26 protein-coding genes and 1 tRNA gene are annotated in these 18,820 nt (G+C 60.5%); 7 read left to right on the top strand and 20 right to left on the bottom strand.

Annotated features, from left to right (window positions below):
* Positions 1-53: 53 nt before the first annotated feature.
* Complete coding sequence (locus RCH10_RS11350; RefSeq protein ID WP_409052419.1) at positions 54-1,076, top strand: Bug family tripartite tricarboxylate transporter substrate binding protein; 1,023 nt, start codon at positions 54-56, stop codon at positions 1,074-1,076.
* Here RCH10_RS11350 and RCH10_RS11345 read toward each other — a convergent pair whose 3' ends face one another.
* Together RCH10_RS11345 and RCH10_RS11340 are read right to left on the bottom strand one after the other, a co-directional pair.
* Positions 1,077-1,415 carry a DUF1840 domain-containing protein gene (locus RCH10_RS11345; RefSeq protein WP_323497124.1) on the bottom strand — a complete coding sequence of 113 codons (339 nt, stop codon included), beginning with the start codon at positions 1,413-1,415 and terminating at the stop codon, positions 1,077-1,079.
* On the bottom strand, positions 1,412-2,680 hold the full coding sequence (locus RCH10_RS11340; protein WP_409052418.1) for a class I SAM-dependent methyltransferase: 1,269 nt from the start codon (positions 2,678-2,680) through the stop codon (positions 1,412-1,414). The genes RCH10_RS11345 and RCH10_RS11340 overlap by 4 nt, the downstream gene beginning before the upstream one ends.
* Before the next feature lie 96 nt (positions 2,681-2,776).
* Between RCH10_RS11340 and RCH10_RS11335 the strand changes: the two genes are divergently transcribed.
* Genes RCH10_RS11335 through RCH10_RS11310 form a run of 6 tightly spaced genes read left to right on the top strand, consistent with a single transcriptional unit; the run spans position 2,777 to position 9,710 of the window.
* A complete protein-coding gene (locus tag RCH10_RS11335) occupies positions 2,777-5,143 on the top strand; it encodes a bifunctional salicylyl-CoA 5-hydroxylase/oxidoreductase (RefSeq protein WP_409052417.1) in 2,367 nt (788 codons plus the stop codon).
* A gap of 4 nt (positions 5,144-5,147) precedes the next feature.
* Positions 5,148-5,627 carry a MarR family winged helix-turn-helix transcriptional regulator gene (locus tag RCH10_RS11330; protein WP_409052416.1) on the top strand — a complete coding sequence of 160 codons (480 nt, stop codon included), beginning with the start codon at positions 5,148-5,150 and terminating at the stop codon, positions 5,625-5,627.
* Positions 5,624-6,478 carry an enoyl-CoA hydratase family protein gene (locus RCH10_RS11325; RefSeq protein WP_409052415.1) on the top strand — a complete coding sequence of 285 codons (855 nt, stop codon included), beginning with the start codon at positions 5,624-5,626 and terminating at the stop codon, positions 6,476-6,478. Before RCH10_RS11330 ends, RCH10_RS11325 begins: the two co-directional genes overlap by 4 nt.
* A gap of 6 nt (positions 6,479-6,484) precedes the next feature.
* Positions 6,485-7,684, top strand: coding sequence for an acyl-CoA dehydrogenase family protein (locus RCH10_RS11320; protein WP_409052414.1), 1,200 nt, complete (start codon positions 6,485-6,487; stop codon positions 7,682-7,684).
* 20 nt (positions 7,685-7,704) lie between these two features.
* The gene (locus RCH10_RS11315; protein ID WP_409052485.1) at positions 7,705-9,318 is read left to right on the top strand and encodes an AMP-binding protein; all 1,614 of its coding nucleotides are present in this window, start codon (positions 7,705-7,707) and stop codon (positions 9,316-9,318) included.
* Positions 9,315-9,710: a RidA family protein gene (locus tag RCH10_RS11310; RefSeq protein ID WP_323500305.1), complete on the top strand. Its 396-nt coding sequence runs from the start codon at positions 9,315-9,317 to the stop codon at positions 9,708-9,710. Before RCH10_RS11315 ends, RCH10_RS11310 begins: the two co-directional genes overlap by 4 nt.
* Before the next feature lie 177 nt (positions 9,711-9,887).
* On the opposite strand, the gene RCH10_RS11305 is transcribed toward RCH10_RS11310, so the two are convergent.
* From RCH10_RS11305 to rplN, 18 genes are all read right to left on the bottom strand, one after another.
* Positions 9,888-9,964, bottom strand: a tRNA-Met gene (locus RCH10_RS11305).
* A gap of 18 nt (positions 9,965-9,982) precedes the next feature.
* Positions 9,983-10,384, bottom strand: coding sequence for a 50S ribosomal protein L17 (rplQ, locus tag RCH10_RS11300; RefSeq protein WP_187054113.1), 402 nt, complete (start codon positions 10,382-10,384; stop codon positions 9,983-9,985).
* Positions 10,385-10,465: 81 nt separating this feature from the next.
* Entirely contained in the window at positions 10,466-11,455 is a 990-nt protein-coding gene (locus RCH10_RS11295) for a DNA-directed RNA polymerase subunit alpha (protein WP_187054112.1), read from the bottom strand.
* Between the two features lie 130 nt (positions 11,456-11,585).
* Positions 11,586-12,209 carry a 30S ribosomal protein S4 gene (rpsD, locus tag RCH10_RS11290; protein ID WP_187054111.1) on the bottom strand — a complete coding sequence of 208 codons (624 nt, stop codon included), beginning with the start codon at positions 12,207-12,209 and terminating at the stop codon, positions 11,586-11,588.
* Between the two features lie 160 nt (positions 12,210-12,369).
* Complete coding sequence (gene rpsK, locus RCH10_RS11285; protein WP_009124825.1) at positions 12,370-12,774, bottom strand: 30S ribosomal protein S11; 405 nt, start codon at positions 12,772-12,774, stop codon at positions 12,370-12,372.
* 12 nt (positions 12,775-12,786) lie between these two features.
* Entirely contained in the window at positions 12,787-13,152 is a 366-nt protein-coding gene (gene rpsM, locus RCH10_RS11280; protein ID WP_093243005.1) for a 30S ribosomal protein S13, read from the bottom strand.
* A gap of 23 nt (positions 13,153-13,175) precedes the next feature.
* On the bottom strand, positions 13,176-13,289 hold the full coding sequence (rpmJ, locus tag RCH10_RS11275; protein WP_017760906.1) for a 50S ribosomal protein L36: 114 nt from the start codon (positions 13,287-13,289) through the stop codon (positions 13,176-13,178).
* A gap of 63 nt (positions 13,290-13,352) precedes the next feature.
* Positions 13,353-14,666: a preprotein translocase subunit SecY gene (secY, locus tag RCH10_RS11270; protein ID WP_187054110.1), complete on the bottom strand. Its 1,314-nt coding sequence runs from the start codon at positions 14,664-14,666 to the stop codon at positions 13,353-13,355.
* Between the two features lie 29 nt (positions 14,667-14,695).
* The gene (gene rplO, locus RCH10_RS11265) at positions 14,696-15,127 is read right to left on the bottom strand and encodes a 50S ribosomal protein L15 (RefSeq protein WP_409052413.1); all 432 of its coding nucleotides are present in this window, start codon (positions 15,125-15,127) and stop codon (positions 14,696-14,698) included.
* A gap of 11 nt (positions 15,128-15,138) precedes the next feature.
* Positions 15,139-15,324 (bottom strand): 50S ribosomal protein L30, encoded by a 186-nt coding sequence (gene rpmD / locus RCH10_RS11260; protein WP_409052412.1) that lies wholly within the window; start codon positions 15,322-15,324, stop codon positions 15,139-15,141.
* Positions 15,325-15,348: 24 nt separating this feature from the next.
* Positions 15,349-15,867, bottom strand: a complete 519-nt coding sequence (gene rpsE, locus RCH10_RS11255) for a 30S ribosomal protein S5 (protein WP_187054107.1) — start codon at positions 15,865-15,867, stop codon at positions 15,349-15,351.
* Positions 15,868-15,896: 29 nt separating this feature from the next.
* A complete protein-coding gene (rplR, locus tag RCH10_RS11250) occupies positions 15,897-16,262 on the bottom strand; it encodes a 50S ribosomal protein L18 (protein ID WP_187054852.1) in 366 nt (121 codons plus the stop codon).
* A 14-nt stretch (positions 16,263-16,276) separates the two neighbouring features.
* On the bottom strand, positions 16,277-16,810 hold the full coding sequence (rplF, locus tag RCH10_RS11245; RefSeq protein WP_409052484.1) for a 50S ribosomal protein L6: 534 nt from the start codon (positions 16,808-16,810) through the stop codon (positions 16,277-16,279).
* 25 nt (positions 16,811-16,835) lie between these two features.
* Positions 16,836-17,231 (bottom strand): 30S ribosomal protein S8, encoded by a 396-nt coding sequence (rpsH, locus tag RCH10_RS11240; protein WP_187054106.1) that lies wholly within the window; start codon positions 17,229-17,231, stop codon positions 16,836-16,838.
* 20 nt (positions 17,232-17,251) lie between these two features.
* Complete coding sequence (gene rpsN / locus RCH10_RS11235) at positions 17,252-17,557, bottom strand: 30S ribosomal protein S14 (RefSeq protein WP_068630277.1); 306 nt, start codon at positions 17,555-17,557, stop codon at positions 17,252-17,254.
* An 8-nt stretch (positions 17,558-17,565) separates the two neighbouring features.
* A complete protein-coding gene (gene rplE / locus RCH10_RS11230) occupies positions 17,566-18,105 on the bottom strand; it encodes a 50S ribosomal protein L5 (protein WP_187054105.1) in 540 nt (179 codons plus the stop codon).
* An 11-nt stretch (positions 18,106-18,116) separates the two neighbouring features.
* A complete protein-coding gene (gene rplX / locus RCH10_RS11225; protein WP_409052411.1) occupies positions 18,117-18,434 on the bottom strand; it encodes a 50S ribosomal protein L24 in 318 nt (105 codons plus the stop codon).
* A 13-nt stretch (positions 18,435-18,447) separates the two neighbouring features.
* Entirely contained in the window at positions 18,448-18,816 is a 369-nt protein-coding gene (rplN, locus tag RCH10_RS11220; RefSeq protein ID WP_187054103.1) for a 50S ribosomal protein L14, read from the bottom strand.
* Positions 18,817-18,820 lie beyond the last annotated feature (4 nt).

Genomic DNA, 18,820 nt, shown 5'->3' with positions numbered 1-18,820 from the left:
GCAAAGCCATCTCCACGGTAGCCTGTAGCGGCTTCGCCTGTAAAAATGAGCACATGACTTCATTCACCAAGATCCCCCGTCGCACCGCGCTGGCCGTGTCTGCGCTCGCATTGGCAGCCGCTGCACTGTCCACCCACTCGGCCTTCGCCCAAAGCACCTGGCCGACCAAACCGGTTCGCATCGTCGTGCCGTTCGCCGCCGGCGGCACGACCGACATCCTGGCCCGCGCGGTCGCGCCAGAACTCTCCAAAGCATTCGGCCAGCAATTCATCGTCGACAACCGCCCCGGCGCCGGCGGCAATCTCGGCGCCGAAATCGTCGCGCGCGCACCGAACGACGGCTACACGCTGTTGATGGGCACGGTCGGAACGCACGGCATCAACCGGGCGCTCTACCCCAAGCTGCCGTTCGACCCGATCAAGGATTTCGCGCCGATCACGCTGGTCGCCGCGGTCCCTAACGTGATGGAAATGAATGCCGAAAAAGCCAAGGCCCTGAACATCAACAGCGTGGCCGACTTCATCAAATACGCCAAGGCCAATCCGGGCAAGCTCAACATGGCATCGAGCGGCAGCGGCACTTCGATCCACTTGGCCGGCGAGCTTTTCAAGAGCATGACCGGCACTTACATGATCCACATCCCTTACCGGGGTTCGGGTCCGGCGTTGATGGACATGGTGGGCGGCAGTGCCGATGTGATGTTCGATAACCTGCCCTCGTCGATGCAACAGATCAAGGGCGGCAAGTTGAAGGCGCTGGCCGTGACCAGCGCGACGCGCTCGTCCGCATTGCCCGACGTGCCGACTGTGGAAGAGGTCGGTGGCCCGCAGCTCAAGGGCTTCGAGGCCAGCTCGTGGTTCGGCCTGCTGGCCCCGGCGGGCACGTCGCCCGACATCGTCAATCGCATTCAGCAGGAAGTGGCCAAGTTGCTGGCCACGCCTGCCATGAAAGAGAAGATGCAGTTGCAAGGCGCGATCCCGAGCGGCGATACGCCGGCAGCGTTCACCACGCTGATCGCCAATGAGCACGTCAAATGGGCCAAGGTCGTGAAGACCAGCGGCGCCACGGTGGACTGATCAGACCTCCCAGGTCACGTCCTTGTTGTCAGCCAGCGAGTCCTTCAGCATGTGAAGCAACGGCGAAGCGCGTTGGCTCAGGCCGACGTGCTGTGCTTCAGCATCGGCGGCATGGCCTTCGACCGCAAAGTTGTCGTTGTTGTGCGCATTGCCGCTCTCAGTCGTCATGGCCGCCTGAAGCGCGGCGATGGCCGCCGGAATTTGCTCGACGGTCACGACGCCCTTGGGCGACGGCGTTTTGCCGATGACCTCGAACAGCTGGCGCGCGTGCACTTCGAGCATCACGAAATCGGGCGAGGCCCGGGACTTGAACCGATAAAGCATGGTCGTCTCACTCACTTGTAGATGTAATCACGGGCGAAAGGGTACACCGATTGCGCGCCGCGCAAACGTCCCGTCGCCACGTTACCGTCCGGCTTGATAGCGAGCATCTGGTGAAGCGAAATCCATCCTTGCTCGAAACTCATGGCCGAGCCGGCCAGATAGAGGCGGTAGGCGCGCAGGATGCGCTCTGCGTTGCCGGCACGATTGCTGGTGTGCTCAAGCACTTCGCGGGCCTCAACGAGCTTGGACTCCAGCGAGTCCGACCATGCCCAGAGCGTGCGCGCGTAGTGCGGCCGCAGGTTTTCGGTGTCGACCATCTCCAGCCCCGACGCTGCCATGTCGCGCAGCACGTGGGTGACATGCAGCAACTCGCCACCCGGGAAAATATACTTCTCGATGAAGTCGCCCATACCGGCGCCCAGTTGCTGGTAGTCGAGGCCGCCGGAAGTGATCCCATGGTTCATGACCAGGCCGCCCGGCTTCAGCAACGCATAGATCTTCTCGAAGTAGGTCGGCATGTTGGCCGCGCCGACATGCTCGAACATGCCGATCGACGAGATCTTGTCGAAGGGCTGCGTCTCGTCGAGCGTGCGGTAGTCGCGCAGCTCGACGCGCACACGACTCTGCAGGCCCTTTTCCTCGATGAGCTGCTGCACGTGCGCGTGCTGGTTTTTCGATAACGTGATGCCGGTGGCGTCGACGCCGTAGTGCTCGGCAGCCCAAAGCAACAAGCCACCCCAGCCCGAGCCGACGTCCAGCAAGCGCTCACCCGGCTGCAGCATCAGCTTCTTGCAGATGTGGTCGAGCTTGGCTTCTTGCGCCTGCGCCAGTGTCATGTCTGCGGTGCGGTAGTAAGCGCATGAATACACACGGCGCGGGTCGAGCCAGAGTGCGTAGAAGTCGTCGGAGACGTCGTAGTGAAATTCGATCTGCTTCGCGTCTTTGTGCAGCGAGTGCGAGCCACGCGACTTGGCGTGCCGCTGCAGGCGGCTCCACCAGCTGGTGTCGGATTTTTCGATCGGGTTGCTTGGCACCAACGCGACCGCGGCGTCGAACAGGTCTCGCATGGCGCCTTCGATCTGCACTTTACCTTCGACATAAGCCTCTCCGATCGAGCCTATCTGTCGGCCAGCGAGCTTGGCCAGGGCCGACCATTCGGAGAAAGCCAAGGTGACGCGAGAGCCTGGTGCGGAGACCCTCCGGCCATCGGGCAACTGCAAGGCGATCGGGACAGAGAGTGCCGCAAGCTGCGACTCGATTTTGGGAATCAGGCTTTGCATGGTCTAAATATCCTAGTGAATTTCAGCGTCTTCTGCTTGTGGCGCGAGCCTCAATGTTCATTGACATAGGAATGTTTATGCCTAAACTATTCATCCATGAACAGCCTAAAAAGCATCCTTTGTATCGGCGGTGGCCCCGCCGGGCTCTACTTTGCACTGCTCATGAAAGCACGCCAGCCGTCGCTGCAAATCACGGTGCTGGAGCGCAATCGGCCATTCGATACCTTTGGCTGGGGCGTGGTGCTCAGCGACCAGACGCTCGCCAATCTCGACGCCGCCGACCATGCCAGCGCAACGCTGATCGGCAACTCGTTCCACCACTGGGACGATATCCAGGTCTTCTTCAAAGGCGAAGCGGTTCGCTCTGGCGGCCATGGCTTTTGCGGCATCGGGCGCAAGCACCTGCTCAACATCCTGCAAGAGCGGTGCCTGGCTTTGGGCGTCGACCTCGTGTTCGAAACCGATGCAGCCGACGATCAGGCAGCGGCGGCGAAGTACGACGCCGACCTGGTGATCGCCTGCGACGGACTGAACAGCCGGATTCGTCAACGCTACGCCGAGACCTTCGAGCCCGACGTCGATCTGCGCAAATGCCGCTTCGTTTGGCTCGGCACGCATCAGACCTTCGACGCCTTTACCTTTGCTTTCGAGCAGACCGAGCACGGCTGGTTTCAAGCCCACGCGTACCAGTTCGACGACGACACCTCGACCTTCATAGTCGAGACGCCCGAAGAGGTCTGGAAGGCACACGGACTCGACGCAATGGAGCAACCGGAGGCGATCGCTTTCTGCGAGAAGCTCTTCGCCAAGTACCTCGGTGGCCACGCGCTCATCAGCAATGCGCAGCACCTGCGTGGCTCCGCTAACTGGATTCGCTTTCCGCGCGTGGTGTGCAAGCACTGGGTGCACCGCATCGAAGTGGCCGGCAAGACGGTGCCGGTCGTGCTGATGGGCGACGCGGCGCACACCGCGCACTTTTCCATCGGCTCGGGCACCAAGCTCGCGCTCGAAGACGCCATCGATCTGGCGAACGAATTTGCGCTCGAAGAAAACATCGACGAGGTCCTTGCCGCCTACGAAGCGCACCGCAGCGTCGAGGTACTGAAGATCCAGAATGCGGCGCGCAACTCGACGGAATGGTTCGAGAACGTTGGCCGCTACACCGGCATGAAGGTCGAGCAGTTCGCGTATTCGCTGCTGACACGCTCGCAGCGCATCAGCCACGAAAACCTGCGCCTGCGCGATGCCGCCTGGCTCGGTGGTTACGAGCAATGGCTGGCCGGTGGCAAGAAGGCGATCCCGCCGATGCTGATGCCGCTCACTGTGCGCGGCCTTACGCTGAAGAACCGCATCGTCGTCTCGCCGATGGCGATGTACAGCGCGGTCGATGGCGTGCCGATGGACTTTCATCTTGTGCACCTTGGCGCACGTGCACTTGGCGGCGCGGCGATGGTCTTCGTCGAGATGACGAGCCCGACGCCTGAAGGCCGCATCACGCCGGCTTGTACCGGTCTGTACAACGACGCGCAATCGGCTGCGTTCAAGCGCATCGTCGACTTCGTGCACGGCCAGAGCAGCGCGAAGATCGGCATGCAGCTGGGTCACAGCGGCCCGAAGGGCTCGACGCGTGTGGGCTGGGAAGGCACCGACGAGCCACTCGAAGCCGGCAACTGGCCGCTGCTGGCTGCCAGTGCGCTGGCCTATGGCGAACAGAATCAATTGCCGGCAGCGATGACACGCGCCGATATGGACCTGATGCGCGAGCAGTTCGTGGCGTCGACGCGGCGTACGGCCGAGGCTGGCTTCGACTGGCTCGAGCTGCATTGCGCACACGGCTATTTGCTCTCCGCATTCCTGAGCCCGCTGACCAATCTGCGCGATGACGAGTACGGTGGCGCGACGGATAATCGCCTTCGCTATCCGCTCGAAGTCCTCGCCGCGATGCGCGCCGCATGGCCGGCAGAGCGACCGATGAGCGTGCGCATCTCGGCGCACGACTGGGCGCCTGGCGGCAACACCGATGACGATGCCATCGCGATGGCGCGGGCCTTCAAGGCCGCGGGCTGCGATGTCATCGACGTGTCGTCGGGCCAGACCACGCGCGCCGCGGCTCCCATCTATGGCCGCATGTACCAGACACCGTTTTCCGATCGCATCCGCAACGAGGTCGGCATCGCCACCATCGCAGTGGGTGCGATCACCGATGCCGATCAGGCCAACAGCATCATCGCCGCGGGCCGTGCTGACTTGTGCGCGGTGGCGCGACCGCATCTGGCCGATCCGGCGTGGACGCTGCACGAAGCGGCCAAGTTGCAGAGCCGCGCGGTCGAATGGCCGAAGCAATACCTGAGCGGGCGCGACCAGATGTACCGCGAGATCGCCAAGCAGAAAGACATGCTGGCCGCCGCCAGTGCTGCTGCAGCCAGCGCGGCGGCCTCGAAATCGTTGCCGCCCGAGGAATAAAAAGATGGACCTCGAAGCCCGCGCCCACAGCGAACACCCCGACGAGTTGCGGCTCTGGCTGCGCATGCTGACCTGCACCCAGTTGATCGAAAAGCAGGTGCGTAACGGGCTGCGCGAACGCTTTGCCACGACGCTGCCGCGCTTCGACCTGATGTCGCAGCTCGAGCGTGCACCCGAAGGCATGAAGATGAACGAGCTGTCGCGCCGCATGATGGTGACCGGCGGCAACGTGACCGGCATCACCGACCAGCTGGTCACGGAAGGCCTGGTCGAACGCGTCGACGTGGCCGGCGACCGCCGTGCCTGGCGCGTGCGTCTTACCGTGCGCGGACGCAAGGCCTTCATCGACATGGCCGAGCAGCATGAGCACTGGATCGTCGAGGCTTTCGGCGGACTGAGCAGCAAAGAGATCACGCAACTTCACCGCCTGCTCGGCAAGGTGAAGCAACATTCCAACAGCCCGCTGGCAGAGGCCGAAAAATGAAACATTACATCGGTGAGCGCAGCCCCATGCGCGCGCAATTCGAGGCGAAGGCCGGATACATGGCCAGGCATTTTGCGTGGTCGTATGACGCCGGCGTCGGCACCATCACGCTGAACCGCCCCGAGCGCAAGAACCCGCTCACGTTCGACTCGTACGCCGAACTTCGCGACCTGTTCCGCGCACTGAACTACGCGACCGACGTGAAGGCGATCGTCGTCACAGGTGCGGGTGGCAACTTCTGCTCGGGTGGCGATGTACACGAAATCATTGGTCCGCTCACCACGATGACGATGCCGGAAATGCTCGAGTTCACGCGAATGACGGGTGACCTGGTCAAGGCGATCCGGCAATGTCCGCAGCCGATCATCGGCGCCATCGACGGCATCTGCGCCGGCGCGGGCGCGATGGTCGCGCTGGCCTGCGACCTGCGCTACGGCTCGCCCGCAACGCGCACCGCGTTCCTGTTCACTCGCGTGGGCCTGGCCGGTGCCGACATGGGCGCTTGCGCACTGTTGCCACGCATGATCGGCCAGGGTCGTGCATCGGAGCTGCTCTTCACTGGGCGCGCAATGACGGCGCAAGAAGGTTTTGCCTGGGGATTTTTCAACGCGCTGCATGACAGCGATGCACTGCTTGCAGCCGCAACAGCAGTTGCCCGCGATCTGGCTGAAGGCCCGACCTTCGCGCACGGCATGACGAAGACGATGCTCGCGCAGGAGTGGTCGATGACCATCGATCAGGCGATCGAATCCGAAGCGCAGGCGCAAGCGATCTGCATGCAGACCGAAGACTTCAAGCGTGCGTACGAGGCGTTCTCCGCCAAGCGCAAGCCCGTGTTTCAAGGGGATTGAGCGTTCATGTCAGCCTTCGCCTCGCCTCCAGCACCACCTTCGACCGCACACCTTGCGTTGCCTTTTTTTGGCAATGAGCACCGTGCTCTAGCGAACGACCTTTTGCCATGGTCTGCGGCACAGCGTGTGGACGAGCGAGATGACCGCGCAGCCTGCCGTGAGTGGGTGCGCAAGCTGGGCGATGGCGGGTGGCTGCGTTACTGCGTGCCCGCGACCTCGGGCGGTGCATTGGAGCGACTGGATTCGCGCGCGCTCGTGTTGCTGCGCGAGACACTGGCTTTCCATTCGCCGCTTGCCGACTTCGCGTTTGCGATGCAGGGCCTGGGCAGCGGCGCCATCACATTGGCTGGCACGCACGCACATCACGCCGAGTACCTGACCGCGGTCGCTAGCGGTCGCAAGATCGCCGCGTTTGCGCTGAGCGAGCCCGAAGCTGGTTCGGACGTCGGAGCAATGGCCATGCGAGCAACCGCTACTGTCGATGGCTGGCGACTCGACGGCGAAAAGACCTGGATCAGCAACGGCGGCATCGCCGACTTCTACTGCGTTTTCGCAAAGACAGAGCCGACCGCCGGCACGCGGGGCATCACGGCGTTCATCGTCGATGCGACGCTCTCTGGCCTCGACTCTTCCGAGCACATCGAAGTGATGGCGCCGCATCCGCTGGCCACACTTCGCTTCGAAGATTGCCGCGTGCCTCGCGAGGCACAGTTGGGCGACCTGAACGGCGGCTTCAAGCTGGCCATGCGTACGCTCGATATCTTTCGCGCGTCCGTCGCAGCGGCCGCACTTGGCATGGGGCGGCGCGCCCTGGCCGAAGCGGTGCACCATGCCCAGCATCGAAAAATGTTCGGCCAGACGCTGGCAGACTTTCAACTGACGCAAGCCAAGCTCGGCGAGATGGCAGCGCTGATCGACAGCGCCGCCCTGCTCACCTACCGCGCCGCGTGGATGCGCGACGACGCCGAACAACGCGGCGCATCGGCTGTCGGCGACGTTTCTGCAGCCGCCGCCATGGCCAAGATGTGCGCTACCGAAAACGCGAGCCGCGTGATCGACATGGCGTTGCAGATGCACGGCGGCCTCGGCGTGAAAGTGGGCACGAAAGTTGAGAGTCTGTACCGCGACATCCGGTCGTTGCGCATCTACGAGGGCGCGACCGAGGTACAGCAATTGATCATCGGCAAGTCTGTCCTCAAGGGATGAGCGTGGAGGCCCCTATGTCTTTGAGTGCGCAAGTGGATCGATTCGTGCACGACCGGCTACCGCCGGCTGAGCAATTGCCGATGTTTCGGTACGACTTACCCGAGTTGCAGTTGCCCGACCAGTTGAACCTGGTCGAAGAACTGCTCGACAAGGCAGCGGCCAAAGGCTTCGGCGACAAACCGATGCTGCGTTCACCCCAGCAGACGCTGACGTATGCCGAGGCTGCAGTCGAGGTCAGCCGCATCGCACAGGTGCTTGTCGAAGACTTCGGACTGGTGCCGGGCAACCGCGTGCTGCTGCGTGGTGGCAACTCGGTCGCCATGGCGCTGTCGTGGCTGGCCGTGGTCAAGGCCGGCATGATCGCCGTGGCAAGCATGCCGTTGTTGCGTGCCAAGGAGTTGGGCGAAATCATCGACAAGTCACGTCCGGTGCTGGCACTGTGCGACGGCAAGCTGATCGCTGAGCTGGAAACAGCACAGCGCGAATATTCGTCGCTGTTGACCATCGTTGCGTTCAACCTTCCGGACGATCCGGCGTCTTTGTCATCGCTCGCTGCGGCCAAGAGCGGCGTATTCGCGGCGTGTCCGACGTCGGCGGACGATGTCGCGCTGTTGGCGTTTACGTCGGGCACGACAGGTAAGCCGAAGGCGCCGGTAACGACGCACCGCGACGTGCTCGCCATGTGCGAGACCTGGCCGCGGCATATCCTCAAGGCGCGCAGCGACGACATCGTGATCGGCTCGCCGCCGCTGGCATTCACCTTCGGGCTCGGCGGGCTGCTTGTGTATCCGATGTGGGCGGGCTCTTCTGTCTACTTTCACGATGCGCCATACACGCCTGAAGGCGTGGTCAAGCTGATCAACGAGATCGGCGCGACCATCTGCTACACGGCCCCGACTTTCTACCGACAGATGGCACCGTTTGCAAAGCAGCAAGGCGTGCCGTCAATGCGCACTTGCGTAAGCGCCGGCGAAGCTTTGCCCGATGCGACGCGCCAACTCTGGAAAGACGCGACGGGCATCGAGATGCTCGACGGCATCGGTGGCACCGAGGTCTTCCACATTTATATTTCGGCGGCGAACCACGAGGTGCGGCGCGGCGCGATCGGCAAAGCCGTGCCCGGCTTCACCGCGAAGGTTGTGGACGATGAAGGCAACGAGGTGCTGCGCGGCACTGTCGGCAAGCTGGCGATCATCGGCCCGGTGGGTTGCCGCTACCTCGACGATGCGCGCCAGACCGAGTACGTGAAGAACGGCTGGAACTACCCCGGCGATGCGTTCATGCAGGACGACGACGGCTACTTTTTCTACCAGGCACGCGCCGACGACATGATCGTCACCGCCGGCTATAACGTCGGCGGCCCCGAGGTCGAAGACGCGCTGCTGAAACACCCTGCGGTTGCGGAGTGCGGCGTGGTCGGCAAGGCCGACGCCGACCGCGGAACCATCGTCAAGGCCTATTGCGTGTTGAAGCCGGGCGAGACCGGTGACGCGGCGCTCGTCAAGGCGCTGCAAGACCACGTCAAGGCGACCATCGCGCCGTATAAGTACCCGAGGGAGATCGAGTTCGTCACGGTGCTGCCTCGCACCGAAACGGGCAAGCTCCAACGATTCCGACTCAGACAAACACCATGATGAAATTCCTTCAACCGCCGGGCTGGACGGCACCCAAAGGGTATGCAAATGGCATCGCTGCGCGCGGCACGACTATTTTTGTTGGCGGCCAGATCGGCTGGAACGCGCAGCAGCAGTTCGAGAGCGACGACTTCATAGTCCAGACGGGTCAAGCACTGCGCAACGTCGCCGAGGTGCTCCGTGAAGCCGGTGCCGGGCCAGAGCACATGGTTCGGATGACCTGGTACATCAGCGATCGCGACGAATACAACGCACGGCTCAGCGAGTTGGGGCCGGTGTATCGCGATGCGATGGGCCGCAACTTTCCGGCGATGACGTGTGTGCAGGTCGCCGCGCTGGTTGAAGCGCGAGCGAAAGTGGAAATCGAAGTGACTGCGGTTCTGCCGGACTGAACTGCACGCTGGCGTCTGCGGGCAGGATGAACCGAGAGCGCCGCTAAGCTAAATCCACTGAGTCCACGGCGCAGATTGAATTCGACCGTGTTGTGCGCTCAGCGGATGACCTGACATTTCTTGCCATCATGACCCAAAGAAAAAAGGCCCTTTGATTTCTCAAAGGGCCTTTTAAACTGGTTGCGCGAGCAAGATTTGAACTTGCGACCTTTGGGTTATGAGCCCAACGAGCTACCAGGCTGCTCCATCGCGCGGCAAGATAGAATTATAGCTTATTCAGCGGCGTTCTGCTCGGCAGACGCATCTTCTTTGATCTCTGGGCGATCGACCAACTCGACCAGCGCCATCGGTGCGTTGTCGCCGACGCGGAAACCCATTTTCAGGATGCGCGTGTAACCACCGGGACGCGTGTTGTAGCGCGGGCCAAGGTCGGCGAACAGCTTGACGACGCTGTTGCGATCGCGAAGACGGTCGAATGCAAGGCGCTTGTTCGCAAGCGTCGGCTTCTTGGCCAGCGTAATCATCGGTTCGATGACGCGACGCAGTTCTTTCGCCTTCGGCAGCGTGGTCTTGATGACCTCGTGCTCGATGAGCGAGTTCATCATGTTTTGCAGCATCGCAAGACGATGCGAGCTGGTGCGATTGAGTTTGCGGAGGCCGTGACCGTGGCGCATGGTGCTTTCCTTTACTTTATTAAAAAGGCAGCCGTATCAGGTACTGCCCGTGCACTGAGCTTTTTGAAGGCTCTCTGAAAATTAACGCTTGTCGAGGCCGGCCGGCGGCCAGCTTTCGAGCTTCATACCCAAGGTCAGGCCGCGCGAAGCGAGGACTTCCTTGATCTCGTTGAGCGACTTGCGACCCAGATTTGGGGTCTTGAGCAACTCGTTTTCGGTACGCTGAATCAGGTCACCGATGTAGTAGATGTTCTCGGCCTTCAGGCAGTTCGCCGAACGCACTGTGAGCTCGAGTTCGTCGACCGGACGCAGCAGGATCGGATCGAACTGCTGTGCACTGCGCGGCGCTGGCGTGTCGAAGGCGGCAAGTTCGCCACCTTCGAGCTGTGCGAACACTGCGAGTTGTTCGACCAGGATCTTCGCCGAAGCGCGCACTGCGTCTTCAGCGGTGATCGCGCCGTTCGTTTCGATCTCGACAAGCAGCTTGTCCAGATCGGTGCGCTGTTCTACACGAGCGCTTTCGACGGTGTAGCTCACGCGCTTGACTGGCGAGAACGATGCGTCGAGCACGATGCGGCCAATCGACTTCGTCGGCTCATCCGCATAGCGGCGCATCGTTCCCGGAACGTAACCGCGGCCCTTTTCGACCTTGATCTGCATGTCGAGCTTGCCACCTTGCGACAGGTGCGCGATCACGTGATCCGGGTTGATGATTTCAACGTCGTGCGGCGTCTGAATGTCAGAAGCCAACACCGGGCCTTCGCCGTCCTTGCGCAGACTCAACGTGACTTCGTCGCGGTTGTGGAGCTTGAACACCACACCCTTGAGGTTCAACAAAATATTGACGACGTCTTCTTGCACACCGTCGATCGACGAGTACTCGTGCAGAACGCCGGCAATAGTCACTTCGGTGGCCGAATAGCCGACCATGGACGACAGCAGAACGCGGCGCAGCGCATTGCCGAGCGTGTGGCCGTAGCCCCGCTCGAAAGGTTCGAGAGTAACCTTGGCCTTGTTCGGCGCAAGTTGCTCGACCTGGATGGTCTTGGGTTTCAGCAGGGTGGTTTGCATGCAGACTTCCTCTCAATACCCCCGGTTCGTTACACCGGTAAGGCTGGTGAAGTGCCCTGTCGCGGTGCAGCGCGGAGGGAACAAAAAAATCACAAGGACGAGGCGGCGCAGCAGCCTCGTTATCGTCCGTTTAACGCGAATACAGTTCGACGATCAGCGATTCGTTGATGTCGGCTGCGAATTCGTCGCGGTCAGGAACCTTCTTGAAGGTGCCTTCGCCCTTGTCGGCGTTGACCTCGACCCAAGCTGGCATGCCGACTTGCTGAGCCAACTGAAGCGCTTCGGCAATGCGCGTTTGCTTCTTCGACTTATCGCGCACAGCGATCACGTCGCCGGTCTTAACCAGATACGACGGAATGTTGACCGACTGGCCGTTCACCGTAATCGCCTTGTGCGACACGAGTTGACGAGCTTCGGCACGCGTCGAGCCAAACCCCATGCGGTACACGACGTTGTCGAGGCGGCATTCGAGCAGAAACAGCAGGTTGGCGCCGGTGTTGCCACGACGACGATCGGCTTCTTCGAAGTAGCGGCGAAACTGCTTTTCGAGAACGCCGTACATGCGCTTGACCTTCTGCTTCTCACGCAGTTGCAGACCGAAGTCCGAGGTGCGCTGGCCCGAAGTGCGGCCGTGCTGGCCGGGCTTGGAATCGAACTTGGCCTTGTCTTGAATCGAACGGCGAGCGCTCTTCAGGAACAGGTCGGTGCCTTCACGGCGGGAGAGTTTGGCCTTGGGGCCGAGGTAGCGTGCCACGTGATTTCCTTTGTGTCATCTGCCGCAGCTTTGAACTGCGGGAGCCATCAGCGGCGTGCCGATGGCGGTGGGCTTGATAAAAACAAAATGCGCAGCCGCCGCGAGGCAGACTGCGCCGGGCGCTGAAACTGGAGAGCCTCAACGCCTGACCGCAAAGCGGTCAGATCCGGCGACGCTTTTGAGGGCGGCAGCCGTTGTGCGGCACAGGCGTGACGTCGGCAATGGAATTGATCCGGATGCCGAGCGCTGCCAATGCGCGCACCGACGATTCGCGACCAGGACCGGGGCCCTTGATCTCGACGTCGAGATTCTTAATGCCTTGTTCGACAGCAGCACGGCCCGCGACTTCGGACGCGACCTGCGCGGCGAACGGTGTCGATTTGCGCGAGCCCTTGAAGCCCTGGCCACCCGACGAAGCCCAAGACAAAGCATTGCCCTGACGGTCGGTGATCGTGATGATGGTGTTGTTGAACGAGGCATGCACGTGAGCGATGCCGTCCGCAACGTTCTTGCGAACCTTCTTGCGAACGCGCTGTGCGGCGTTGTTTGCAGGAGCTTTAGCCATGCTGGTCTGTCCTTATTTTTTCAGGGATTGCGCAGCCTTGCGCGGACCCTTGCGGGTACGGGCATTGGTGCGCGTGCGCTGACCGCGCATCGGCAGGCCGCGACGGTGGCGGAAGCCACGATAGCAACCGATGTCCATCAAGCGCTTGATGTTCATCGTGGTCTCGCGGCGCAGATCGCCTTCGATGGTGAAGAGAGCGATCTGATCGCGGATCTTTTCGAGATCACCGTCGGTCAGATCTTTGATCTTCTTCGAATATTCGATACCGCTCGCTTCGCAGATTTGACGGGCGCGCGTGCGCCCGATACCAAAAATGGCGGTCAGGCCAATTTCAGCGTGCTTGTGCGGTGGAATGTTAATGCCAGCAATACGTGCCATGTGCGTCCTCTAATACTCTTGGATCAACCCTGGCGCTGCTTGTGGCGCGGGTCGGTACAAATCACACGCACCACGCCTTTACGGCGGATGACCTTGCAATTACGGCAGATGGGTTTGACCGAAGCCGAAACTCTCATTTGATTCTCCTAAAACTTTAAACGTGGCGCTCTAACGCCCGAACTCAATACTGAAACCCAGCGCTACGACGTCTTGAAGTTCGCCTTCTTGAGCAGCGATTCATACTGCTGAGACATCATGTAGTTCTGTACCTGGGCCATGAAGTCCATCGTGACGACCACGATGATCAACAGAGAGGTCCCACCGAAATAAAACGGCACGTTGTATTTCAGAATCAGGAACTCGGGCAGCAAGCAGACGAAGGTGATGTACACCGCGCCGGCCAACGTCAGGCGAACCAGAATCTTGTCGATATAGCGGGCCGTTTGATCACCCGGGCGAATGCCAGGAATGAAGGCGCCACTTTTCTTGAGGTTGTCGGCCGTCTCGCGGCTGTTGAACACCAAGGCTGTGTAGAAGAAACAGAAGAACACGATTGCAGCGGCATACAGCAGCACGTAGATCGGCTCACCTGGACGCAGCGCGCCAGCCACGTCCTTGATCCAACGGAAGCCACCTTCACCTGTGCTCAGCCAACCGACTACTGTCGCCGGAAGCAGAATGATCGACGAAGCGAAGATCGGCGGGATCACGCCGGCCATATTCAGTTTGAGCGGCAAGTGGGACGATTGGCCACCGTAGACCTTGTTCCCAACCTGTCGGCGGGCGTAGTTCACAAGGATCTTGCGCTGACCGCGTTCCACGAACACCACGAAGTAAGTCACACCCGCCACAACGGCGACGATGAACAAAGCGACGATCACGTTCATGGCGCCGGTACGAACCAGTTCAAGCAAGCCCCCGACCGCGTTCGGCAAACCCGCCGCAATGCCAGCAAAGATCAGGATCGAAATGCCGTTGCCAAGACCACGCTCAGTGATCTGCTCGCCGAGCCACATCAGGAACATCGAACCTGCCGTGAGACTCACCATCGCAGTGATGCGGAAACCGAAGCCAGGTGCGATGACCAAGCCCGCAGAGGATTCCAGCGCGACGGCAATGCTGAACGACTGAAACATTGCAAGGCCAAGCGCACCATAACGCGTGTACTGAGTGATCTTGCGACGTCCCGATTCGCCTTCCTTCTTCATTTGCTCGAAGGTCGGCAACACATAGGTCATCAACTGCATGATGATCGACGCCGAAATGTACGGCATGATCCCCAAGGCGAACACGGTGAACCGAGACAACGCGCCGCCCGAGAACATGTTGAACAGGCTCAGGATGCCGCCCTGCTGACCTTGAAACAACTGCGCCAACTGGTCCGGGTTGATGCCCGGAACAGGGATGTGCGCACCGACGCGATAGACCACGAGGGCGAGCAGCAAAAAGACCAGCCGACGACGGAGGTCGCCGAACTTGCCTGTTTTTGCGAGCGTTGCCGCGTTAGTTGCCACGAAGAGGTTCTTTCAGTCCGAAGAGGAAATCAGACGACGCTGCCGCCGACAGCTTCAATTGCAGCCTTGGCGCCGGCAGTAGCGCCCACGCCCGTCAGCTTGACAGCCTTGGTAAGTTCGCCGGTCTTGATGATCTTGACGACCTTGATCATCTGACTGACCAGACCTGCTTGCTTGAGCGCCAGCATGTCGACTTCAGCAAGACCGAGTTGCTCGAGAGCAGTCAGCGTGACTTCAGCGTTGTACTTCAGCAGATGCGACTTGAAGCCGCGCTTAGGCAAGCGCCGTTGCAAAGGCATTTGACCGCCTTCGAAACCAACCTTGTGGAAGCCGCCTGCGCGTGACTTTTGACCTTTGTGACCGCGACCTGCGGTCTTGCCGATACCGGAGCCGATACCGCGACCGACACGACGCTTTGCGTGCTTCGCGCCGGCGGCCGGCTTGATGCCATTGAGTTCCATATCAGTCTCCCTTACAGAACTTTGACCAGATAACTGATCTTGTTGATCATTCCGCGCACTGCGGGTGTGTCTTGCAGCTCACTCACGCTGTTGACCTTGCGCAGGCCGAGGCCACGCACGGTCGCGCGATGCGATTCCTTGGTGCCGATCGGGCTCTTTACCAAGGTCACCTTGAGGGTTGTTTGTTGCGTCGTCATGGGAGTCTTCTGGTGTCTCTTCGCTTACGCGAAGATTTCTTCGACGGTCAGGCCGCGCTTGGCAGCGACTTGCGATGCCGTGGTCGAGTTCTTCAGACCGTCGAGCGTTGCGCGAACCATGTTGTAGGGGTTTGACGAACCATGGCTCTTGGCCACGATGTCGGTGATGCCCAGGACTTCGAACACAGCGCGCATCGGGCCGCCAGCGATGATGCCGGTGCCCTTTGGGGCCGGAATCATGACAACCGATGCGGCGCCATGATGACCGGTCACGCGATGATGCAGTGTGCCGTTCTTGATCGAAATCTTGAAGAGGTTGCGACGCGCTTCTTCCATAGCCTTTTGCACTGCAGCCGGCACTTCCTTCGATTTGCCCTTGCCCATGCCGACCTTGCCGTCGCCGTCACCGACCACGGTGAGTGCTGCGAAACCGAGGATCCGACCACCCTTCACCACCTTGGTGACGCGGTTGATCGCGATCATCTTCTCGCGCAGACCGTCTTCCGGTCCTTCGTTCTGGGTGCGTGCTTGAATTTTTGCCATCTTGAATTCCTTGAACTCGCTGCTTGCGCTTAGAACTGCAGGCCGGCTTCGCGTGCCGCTTCAGCCAACGCCTTGACGCGGCCGTGGTACGCAAAACCTGCACGGTCGAAAGCGACCTTGTCAACGCCGGCCGCTTTCGCCTTTTCAGCGATGCGCTTGCCAACCGCGGTAGCGGCAGCGGCGTTGCCGCCCTTGCCTGCGCCGCCTAACGACGTGCGAACTTCGGCTTCGGCCGTCGATGCAGTCGCAATCACCTTGGAGCCGTCGTCGGAAATGACCGTGGCGTAAATGTGCAGGTTGGTGCGGTTCACCGTGAGACGGGCGACGCCCTGGGTCGCGATACGAATGCGGGTCTGGCGCGAGCGGCGCAGACGCTGTGCTTTTTTGGTCAACATCATTTTGCTGCCCCTTATTTCTTCTTGGTCTCTTTGATCACGATCTTCTCGTCCGAATACCGGATGCCCTTGCCCTTGTAAGGCTCAGGCGGACGAACAGCTCGGATCTCGGCGGCGATCTGGCCGACGCGTTGGCGATCGGCACCCTTGATCACGATTTCAGTCGGGGTCGCAGTGGTTACCGTGATGCCTTGAGGCATTTCGATATTGACCGGGTGCGAGTAACCGACTTGCAGATTCAACTTGTTATTGGATGCAGCGGCCTTGTAGCCGACACCGACCAAATTGAGCTTCTTTTCGAAGCCCTTGGTGACGCCGACAACCATATTGTTGACCAGCTGGCGCAACGTGCCGCTCATCGCATTCGCTTCACGCGAATCGTTGGCGGGTTCGAAATTGAGCTTGCCGTCATTGCTGACGACTTTGACCAACAGATTGCGATGCAGGCTGAGCGTTCCGCCCGAGCCTTTGACGCTGATCTGGTCTTCCTTGATCGACACATCCACACCTGCGGGGATGGTGACCGGCATTTTTCCTACGCGGGACATTTTCAGTGACTCCTCGATGTCTCGGTTAGGCGACGTAGCACAGGACTTCGCCACCGACACCGGTAGCGCGCGCCTTGCGGTCTGTCATCACGCCCTGGGGGGTCGTGACGATGGCGACGCCGAGGCCGTTCTGGACTTGTGGAATGGCAGCGCTGCCCTTGTAGACGCGCAGGCCGGGGCGGCTCACACGCTCGATGCGCTCGATGACCGGGCGACCAGCGTAGTACTTCAAGGTGATGACCAGTTCGGACTTACCGGACTCAGTCTTGACCTCGAAACCATCGATATAGCCTTCGTCTTTCAGCACCTGTGCGATCGCGACCTTCACTTTGGAAGACGGAATCGACACATTGGGCTTCGCCACCATTTGCGCGTTACGGATACGCGTCAGCAGGTCGGCAATGGGATCACTCATGCTCATGTTGTTTGCTCCTGCCGGGCTTACCAGCTGGCCTTGGTGACACCGGGGATGTCGCCAGCGAAAGCCAGTTCACGGATCTTGGCGCGAGCCAGACCGAATTGACGGAACGTGCCGCGAGGACGACCGGTGATGGCGCAACGATTGCGTTGACGCGTAGGGTTCGCATTGCGCGGGAGCTTTTGCAAACCCAGACGGGCTGCGGCGCGCTCTTCGTCGCTCTTCTTGGCATCGTTTGCGATTGCCTTAAATTCCGCGTGCTTTGCAGCGTACTTGGCGACCAAGTTGTCGCGCTTGAGTTCGCGCTGGATCAAAGATTGTTTAGCCACGGTTCGCCTCAGTTCTTGAACGGGAAACGGAAACCAGCGAGAAGCGCCTTGGCTTCTTCGTCGGTCTTGGCCGTTGTCGTGATGCTGATGTTGAGACCGCGCAAGGCATCGACCTTGTCGTATTCGATCTCAGGAAAAATGATCTGCTCTTTGACGCCGATGTTGTAGTTGCCACGACCGTCGAAAGCACGGCCGGAAATGCCGCGGAAGTCGCGAACACGCGGCAGCGCCACGGTCACGAAACGGTCCAGGAACTCATACATCTGCACACCGCGCAGCGTGACCATGCAACCGATCGGCTGCATTTCCCGAATCTTGAATCCGGCGATGGCCTTCTTCGACTTGGTGACGACTGGCTTCTGGCCGGCGATCTTCGTCAGGTCAGCGACAGCATTGTCGAGAACCTTCTTGTCGGCAACCGCTTCACCCACACCCATGTTGAGCGTGATTTTGGTGATGCGCGGTACTTGCATCGGCGACTTGTAGCCGAACTTTTCGATCAAGTCTTTGGAGACTTTTTCGCGGAAGTGTTTTTGGAGACGTGCCATGTGAGTACCCCTTAGGCGATCTTGATTTCGTCGCCGCTGGACTTGAAGACGCGAAGGCGCTTGCCGTCCGCGATCTTGATGCCCACACGATCGGCCTTGCCGGTCGCGGCATTGAAGATCGCCACGTTGGATTGGTGGATGGGCATGGTCTTTTCGACGATGCCACCAGTAGTACCCTTGAGCGGGTTCGGTTTGGTGTGCTTCTTGACGGTGTTGATGCCGTCGACGATCAGATGCGAGTCGTCCTTGCGCAGCGAAACAACACCGCGCTTACCCTTGTCACGACCGGCCAACACGATAACCTGGTCGCCTTTGCGAATCTTGTTCATGGCGTTGTTGTCCTTACAGAACTTCGGGAGCCAGCGACACGATCTTCATGAACTTTTCGGTGCGCAACTCGCGCGTCACCGGTCCGAAGATGCGGGTGCCGATCGGCTCCAGCTTGGCATTGAGCAACACGGCTGCGTTGCTGTCGAATTTGACGAGGGAACCGTCGGCACGGCGAATGCCCTTGGCAGTACGAACCACGACTGCGCTGTAGATCTCACCTTTTTTGACGCGACCACGCGGAGCGGCTTCCTTGATGCTGACCTTGATAACGTCGCCCACGCTGGCGTAACGTCGCTTGGAGCCACCCAGCACCTTGATACACAGAACGGATTTCGCCCCTGTGTTGTCGGCTACTTCGAGCCTGGATTCAGCTTGGATCATTTCG

The sequence above is a fragment of the Variovorax sp. GrIS 2.14 genome, assembly GCF_046115955.1.
GTDB lineage: Bacteria > Pseudomonadota > Gammaproteobacteria > Burkholderiales > Burkholderiaceae_C > Variovorax.
Note: the sequence above shows the minus strand (reverse complement) of the source record. Positions and strands in the feature narration are given on the sequence as shown.

Bases quoted from the DNA above. Each gene is read 5' to 3' on its own strand.
- rpsK (WP_009124825.1), bottom strand. From the start codon at position 12,774: ATGGCTAAAGCTCCTGCAAACAACGCCGCACAGCGCGTTCGCAAGAAG.
- rplX (WP_409052411.1), bottom strand. From the start codon at position 18,434: ATGAACAAGATTCGCAAAGGCGACCAGGTTATCGTGTTGGCCGGTCGT.
- rplQ (WP_187054113.1), bottom strand. From the start codon at position 10,384: ATGCGCCACGGTCACGGCCTCCGCAAACTCAATCGCACCAGCTCGCAT.
- RCH10_RS11330 (WP_409052416.1), top strand. From the start codon at position 5,148: ATGGACCTCGAAGCCCGCGCCCACAGCGAACACCCCGACGAGTTGCGG.
- rpsM (WP_093243005.1), bottom strand. From the start codon at position 13,152: ATGGCACGTATTGCTGGCATTAACATTCCACCGCACAAGCACGCTGAA.
- rpmD (WP_409052412.1), bottom strand. From the start codon at position 15,324: ATGACGACGCAACAAACAACCCTCAAGGTGACCTTGGTAAAGAGCCCG.
- RCH10_RS11350 (WP_409052419.1), top strand. From the start codon at position 54: ATGACTTCATTCACCAAGATCCCCCGTCGCACCGCGCTGGCCGTGTCT.
- RCH10_RS11335 (WP_409052417.1), top strand. From the start codon at position 2,777: ATGAACAGCCTAAAAAGCATCCTTTGTATCGGCGGTGGCCCCGCCGGG.
- RCH10_RS11340 (WP_409052418.1), bottom strand. From the start codon at position 2,680: ATGCAAAGCCTGATTCCCAAAATCGAGTCGCAGCTTGCGGCACTCTCT.
- rplE (WP_187054105.1), bottom strand. From the start codon at position 18,105: ATGGCACGTCTCCAAAAACACTTCCGCGAAAAAGTCTCCAAAGACTTG.
- rpsE (WP_187054107.1), bottom strand. From the start codon at position 15,867: ATGGCAAAAATTCAAGCACGCACCCAGAACGAAGGACCGGAAGACGGT.
- rplF (WP_409052484.1), bottom strand. From the start codon at position 16,810: ATGTCCCGCGTAGGAAAAATGCCGGTCACCATCCCCGCAGGTGTGGAT.
- rplR (WP_187054852.1), bottom strand. From the start codon at position 16,262: ATGTTGACCAAAAAAGCACAGCGTCTGCGCCGCTCGCGCCAGACCCGC.
- rplO (WP_409052413.1), bottom strand. From the start codon at position 15,127: ATGGAACTCAATGGCATCAAGCCGGCCGCCGGCGCGAAGCACGCAAAG.
- RCH10_RS11310 (WP_323500305.1), top strand. From the start codon at position 9,315: ATGATGAAATTCCTTCAACCGCCGGGCTGGACGGCACCCAAAGGGTAT.
- rpsH (WP_187054106.1), bottom strand. From the start codon at position 17,231: ATGAGCATGAGTGATCCCATTGCCGACCTGCTGACGCGTATCCGTAAC.
- rpmJ (WP_017760906.1), bottom strand. From the start codon at position 13,289: ATGAGAGTTTCGGCTTCGGTCAAACCCATCTGCCGTAATTGCAAGGTC.
- RCH10_RS11295 (WP_187054112.1), bottom strand. From the start codon at position 11,455: ATGCAAACCACCCTGCTGAAACCCAAGACCATCCAGGTCGAGCAACTT.
- RCH10_RS11320 (WP_409052414.1), top strand. From the start codon at position 6,485: ATGTCAGCCTTCGCCTCGCCTCCAGCACCACCTTCGACCGCACACCTT.
- RCH10_RS11325 (WP_409052415.1), top strand. From the start codon at position 5,624: ATGAAACATTACATCGGTGAGCGCAGCCCCATGCGCGCGCAATTCGAG.
- rplN (WP_187054103.1), bottom strand. From the start codon at position 18,816: ATGATCCAAGCTGAATCCAGGCTCGAAGTAGCCGACAACACAGGGGCG.